The sequence below is a fragment of the Streptomyces sp. NPDC048718 genome (genome assembly GCF_043198875.1).
In the GTDB taxonomy this organism is placed as follows: Bacteria; Actinomycetota; Actinomycetes; order Streptomycetales; family Streptomycetaceae; genus Streptomyces.
Genome location: NZ_JBICVG010000012.1, coordinates 1 through 5,573 on the forward strand (window position 1 = coordinate 1; position 5,573 = coordinate 5,573).

At 72.5% G+C, this 5,573-nt stretch carries 4 protein-coding genes; 1 reads left to right on the forward strand and 3 read right to left on the reverse strand.

Annotated features, from left to right (window positions below):
- Positions 1 to 1,095: 1,095 nt before the first annotated feature.
- The 3 genes from ACGFRB_RS22455 to ACGFRB_RS22465 form a co-directional block, all read right to left on the reverse strand.
- Positions 1,096 to 2,748, reverse strand: a complete 1,653-nt coding sequence (locus tag ACGFRB_RS22455; protein WP_393245302.1) for an ABC-F family ATP-binding cassette domain-containing protein — start codon at positions 2,746 to 2,748, stop codon at positions 1,096 to 1,098.
- A 294-nt stretch (positions 2,749 to 3,042) separates the two neighbouring features.
- Positions 3,043 to 3,462: an SsgA family sporulation/cell division regulator gene (locus ACGFRB_RS22460; RefSeq protein ID WP_363004404.1), complete on the reverse strand. Its 420-nt coding sequence runs from the start codon at positions 3,460 to 3,462 to the stop codon at positions 3,043 to 3,045.
- Between the two features lie 314 nt (positions 3,463 to 3,776).
- Entirely contained in the window at positions 3,777 to 4,262 is a 486-nt protein-coding gene (locus ACGFRB_RS22465) for a (4Fe-4S)-binding protein (protein ID WP_363004406.1), read from the reverse strand.
- A gap of 84 nt (positions 4,263 to 4,346) precedes the next feature.
- On the opposite strand from ACGFRB_RS22465, the gene ACGFRB_RS22470 reads away from it, so the two are divergent.
- Positions 4,347 to 5,468, forward strand: a complete 1,122-nt coding sequence (locus ACGFRB_RS22470) for a WD40/YVTN/BNR-like repeat-containing protein (protein WP_393245305.1) — start codon at positions 4,347 to 4,349, stop codon at positions 5,466 to 5,468.
- Positions 5,469 to 5,573 lie beyond the last annotated feature (105 nt).

The following is a 5,573-nucleotide window of genomic DNA, read 5'->3' on the forward strand; positions in this document are numbered from 1 at the left end:
GGGTGGGGCTCGGTTTGTAGCCGGGCTGGGTGGGACTCTGTCCGCCGGTTCGGGGTGCGCGGCCGTGGAATGGGGCGGCCCGGGCCGTCTCGGCGGCCGGCCGCCGTCGTGTGGCGGGGATTCATGCCCCGCTGGTCATTCCCGGCGGGTGAGGACGGAGGAAACCCCGCTCGCGCGGTGGCCGAGCCCGGCTGGATCGCCTCTGGAGTCACACGAGTTCACACCAGCCCCACGGCGGGTGCGGAGTCGCGCCTTCCATCCCGGGGCGGGTGAGTAAGGGCGCTCGCGAGCGTCCGGGGGTGCCTCTGTCGTCGCAGGAGTTCACTCCCGTCCCATTTTCGGCGGGGATTTCGACTTACGTCGCGCCTTGGCAAAGTGGGTAAAATCCGGGGTCTGACGATGGGAAGCTGCAGGTCGGCTCCTGTGCTCCCCGCGCACGCGGGGGTGGTCCCCATCCGAGGCGGGAGGTCCCGGTCGACTCGCAGTGTCCCCGCGCACGCGGGGGTGATGCCCGTGCGCTCGGCGATTCTTCAGTACCACCGGGCGGTGACCAGCGGGGCATGAATCCCAGCTCACCGACGGCGGTCATTCGCTGAGCCGGGCCGGGCCGCCCCATTTCACTGTTGCGCACCCCGGGCCGGCGGGCGCGGTCTCACCGGCCCGGGCTGCAAACCGAGCCCCACCCCACCGGCGGACGGGCAACGGAACCACCGGAGCGATACCCGGACCCCTCCCCACGCACCCGCCACCCGCTCACGGCGGCCGACGGACAAGCCAGCCCCCGCGTGGACCTTTCCCCTGGTCCGCCCTCCGAGAGTGTCTTTCGCGCCTGGAGGCGCCGGGTCAAGGGTGGGCGCAGCCCATCACGCAGTGACGCGACGAAGGAGCGCCCTTGACGCGGTGCTGGAAGGCGCGACTCTCGGAAGGAGGGCGGACACCACGTCACACCCCACTCGCACCTCGCGCTCAGACACGTACACCCCGCCCACCCACCAGCACGCTCTCTCCCCAGAGATCCCATGCCGCCCCGCCAGAGCCTCGCCCAGCCGCAACCCACCGGACAAGCCCTGGCGTTCAGCACTCAGCACTCAGCACTCACTCATCCGACGACCCCATCCCCTCCCCCTCCCAAGCCGCCTCCGCCGTCGTCGCCCGCAGTGTGCCGTCGAGCATCAGCCAGCGGGTGATCCCCAGCGACCGCAGGAACGTGACGTCGTGGCTCGCCACGACCAGCGCACCTTCGAAGGCCTCCAGCGCCACCGTCAGGCTGTGCACCGAGGCCATGTCCAGGTTGTTGGTCGGCTCGTCGAGCATCAGCAGCCGTGGTGCCGGCTCCGCGAGCAGCAGTGCCGCCAGCGTCGCGCGGAAGCGTTCGCCGCCCGACAGCGTCTCCACCAGCCGGTCCGCCCGGGCGCCCCGGAACAGGAACCGGGCCAGTCGCGCCCGGATCTCATTGGGCGTGGCCGCAGGGGCGAACCGCGCCACGTTCTCCACCACGCTCAGCCCGTCGTTCAGCAGATCCAGTCGCTGCGGCAGGAAACGCAGCGGCACATGCACCGCCATCTCGCCCGCCACCGGCGTCAGTTCGCCCGCGATCGTTCGCAGCAAGGTCGTCTTGCCGGCCCCGTTCCGGCCCAGCAGCGCGACCCGCTCCGGTCCCCGCAGCTCGAACCCTCCGTCGATCCGTGCCCCGTGCGGCAGCTCCAGATCCCGCAGCAGCAGGACGTCCCCGCCCGGATGGACCTTCGTGCGTGGAAGTTCGATCCGGATCTCGTCGTCGTCCCGCACCGCCTCCACCGCCGCGTCCAGCCGGGAACGCGCCTCGGCCAGCCGTTCCGTGTGCACCGCCCGGTGCTTCCCGGACGACACCTCGGCGGCGGCCTTGCGGTTGTTGGCGACGATCTTCGGCGCCACCCGGTTCTCGAAGCTCTTCTGTCCGTAACGCCTGCGGCGTGCCAACTTCGCGTGAGCATCGGACAGTTCCCGCTTCTGCCGCTGGACGTCGGCCTCGGCGACCCGCACCATCCGTTCGGCCGCCTCCTGTTCGACCGCGAGTGCCCTGCGGTAGTCGGACCAGGTGCCGCCGTACAGGGTGACCTCGCCGTCCCGCAGATCGGCGATCTGATCGACGCGTTCCAGGAGTTCGATGTCGTGGCTGACCACGACGAGCACCCCGTTCCAGGCGTCCACGGCCTCGTACAGCCGGCGTCGGGCGAACAGATCGAGATTGTTCGTCGGCTCGTCGAGCAGCAGGATCTCCGGCCGGGCGAGCAGCAGCGCGGCGAGCCGCAGCAGCACCGATTCGCCACCCGAGATCTCGCCGACCGTGTGGTCCAGGCCGATGTGGGCGAGGCCGAGCTGGTCGAGCACGGCCCGCGCCCGCTCCTCCACGTCCCAGTCGTCGCCGACGGCCGCGAAGTGTTCCTCCGCGGTGTCGCCCGACTCGATCGCGTGCAGCGCCGCACGGATCCGCTCGATGCCGAGGACTTCGCCGACCCGCAGGCCGGTGTCCAGCACCAGGTTCTGCGGCAGGTACCCGATGTCGCCGGCGGCGCGGACGGTGCCCGCCGCCGGGACGAGGTCCCCGGCGAGCAGCTTCAACAGAGTCGATTTGCCAGCCCCGTTGAGGCCGACCAAGCCGGTCCGGCCGGGGCCGATGGTCAGCCGGAAATCATCGAGGACCTTCGTTCCGTCGGGCCAGGAGAAGGAAAGGTTCGTGCAGGTGAGAAAAGTGGGATGGGTCGCCATGTGAGGCCTCCCGGTAGCGGTTCACGGTCAGGGACGCGTGTGAGACACCGGGGCGCGGACGAAGGCCGTGACGGAGCGGCTGACGGACAGCAGTGCTCGTTCGCTCATACGCCGAGGTCGAGGACGGCACACGCGGCGGCGGGGCGGCACGCGCGGCACGGTGTCTCGAACCTCAGAAGAGCAACGGCCTTCTCCGATCGGGCGACTACAAGGGGCCGAGAAGAAGGCTAGGACGGCGCCGTCGGCCGCCGCAATCGAATTACCGGCGGCCGGGACGGCGAGGGTCGGGCGGCGTTACGGGCGCTCCTTCAGCAGGCGCGCCAAGTTCGCGTCCCAGTCCAGGTACTGGTGCTCCCGGCCCCAGGGCACCACGTGCTGCGAACGCTCCAGAAAACGGCGCAGCTCCTCCGTACGGACATGCACCATGGCCACGCCCTCGGGCGCGTGGAACTCGACGACCGTGCGGTCGTCGCCGTACGGCCGCAGCCGTACGTCGCCGACTCCGGCCGGTCCCTCCACGCCCTCGGCGAGCAGTTCGCGTCCGAAGGCCCATGACACCTCGACCCCTTCGAGGGTCGCGAGCGGTGGGAAGGCCATGCTCACGGCATACGGGTCGGCGCGGTCGTACCGAAGGGTGGCGGCGACTGCCTCCGTCCGCGGTGCGGACGCCACCAGCCGGGCCTGCACGGGCTGCTCGAAGACGGTGGGGGACATGGATCGGCCTCCTGTCGCGCGGCTACGTTCTGATATCTCCCTGACACACAGAAGGACGAACAAGAGCATCGGAACGTCTACCGAAGGGGCACGTGAGCTGCGTCACCGTCCGCCGCGTTCCTCCCCGAACGCCGAACAGACCCCATTTCACCCGCGTGTTCACCGCCCGCCGGGCCCGCCGGGCCTGACGCCGCCCACCGTCCGCTGACGCCGTTCCGGCCTGCCACCGTCCGCGGCCGACGGCGCTCCGCTGTACCTCCGGCGTGCACCCGCCAGCCGGCCATGTTCCCCGCGTACGTTCCCCGCGCTCCGCGTCAGCGCTCGTCGGCACGGTCGAAGGCGCCGTCCGCGCAGGGACCCGAGTGATCGCAGTACGGCTGGTTGCCCGAGGCGCCGCAGCCGCACAGCACCACCCGCGTCTCGCGCCGCTCTCCCACGCCGGTACTCACCCGCAGATCGCCGCGCATCAGCAGCCGCCCATCCGGCATGCGGCGCACGGTGGTGGGCGTGTCGCCGGGCTCGGCCGAGTCGTCCGCCGGACGGTACTGCAGCGCGCCCGACGGGCAGCGCCGCACCACCTCGGCGACCTCGTCGGGGGCCGCCTTGCCGGGCTGCACCCAAGGCCGCTGCTCCAGGTCGAAGACGCTCGGCAGTCCACGTACGCACTCGGCGGCGTGCAGACAGCGGCGCGGTTCGAAGGTGACGGTGATGCCCGCGCCGTCGTACTCCTTGACCTTCGGCTTCTCGTCGATCTTGGGCTTCTCGTCCGGGACCGGGTCTGACCCGCTGCGGTCGGTCATACCTCCCAGCCTAGGAAGACGAGGTCCGGTGCGCACTCTGGACGGGATCTTCCCGGTGGGCTAGCTTCGCCCGCCATGATGTCCATGGGGAAGACGAGACAGAAGAGCACGCGGGCGCGGCGACTGGTGGCGGCTCTCGGGCTGGCCGGGGCCGTGCTGGCCCTGGCGCCCGCAGTTCCGGCCGGTGCGGCTCCGGTCGGCGCGGCTCCGGCCGGTGCGCGGGAGCCGGCGCCGGGCGCGTGGCAGCTCACCACGACCGGCACGGACGCCCGGTTCCGCGGCCTCGCCGCGGTGAGCCGTTCGGTGGCCTGGGCGGCGGGTTCGAAGGGGACGGTGCTGCGCACCGCCGACGGCGGACAGAGCTGGCGAAACGTCTCTCCGGCCGGGGCCGGGGAGCTGGAGTTCCGCGATGTCGAGGCGTTCGACGCCCGGCGGGCCGTGGTGCTCGCGATCGGCGAGGGCGAGGCGTCCCGGGTGCTGCGCACCGAGGATGGCGGGCAGACCTGGACCGAGTCCTTCCGCAACACCGACCCGCGCGCCTTCTACGACTGCATGACCTTTTTCGACCACCGTCACGGGCTGGCCATGGGCGACCCCGTGGACGGCAAGTTCCGCATCCTGTCGACCGGCGACGGCGGCCGGTCCTGGCGGGTGCTCCCGGATGCCGGCATGCCCGCCGCCCGGCCCGGCGAGGCCGGCTTCGCGGCGAGCGGCCAGTGCCTGGTGTCGTCCGGCCCCAAGGACGTATGGCTGGCGACCGGCGGGGGCCCCGCAGGGCGCGTACTGCACTCGGCGGACCGAGGCCTCACCTGGACCGCGACCGAGACGACGATCCCGGCGGGAGAAGGCGCCAAGGGCGTCTTCGGGCTCGCCTTCCGCGACCGCCGGCACGGTCTCGCGGTCGGCGGCGACTACCGCCCGGACCAGGCCTCCCCGCGGGCCGCAGCCGTGACCGGCGACGGCGGACGCGGCTGGACCGCCTCGGCCACCCCGCCGTCCGCCTACCGTTCGGGCGTCGCCTGGCTCCCGCACGCGAAGTCCACCGCCCTGGCCGTCGGCCCCACCGGCACCGACCTCACCACCGACGGCGGCCGCACCTGGCGCACCGTCGACACCGGTTCGTACGACACGGTGTCCTGCACCGCCGACGGCGCCTGCTGGGCCTCCGGCGAGAAGGGCCGGATCGCCCGGTCGGTCGTCCGTTAGTTCCGCTCCGGGGCGGGGGGGGGGGGGGGGGGGGGGGGGGGGGGGGGGGGGGGGGGGGGGGGGGGGGCGCGGCGCGCGCGCGGGGCGGGGGGCCGCGGCGGGCGG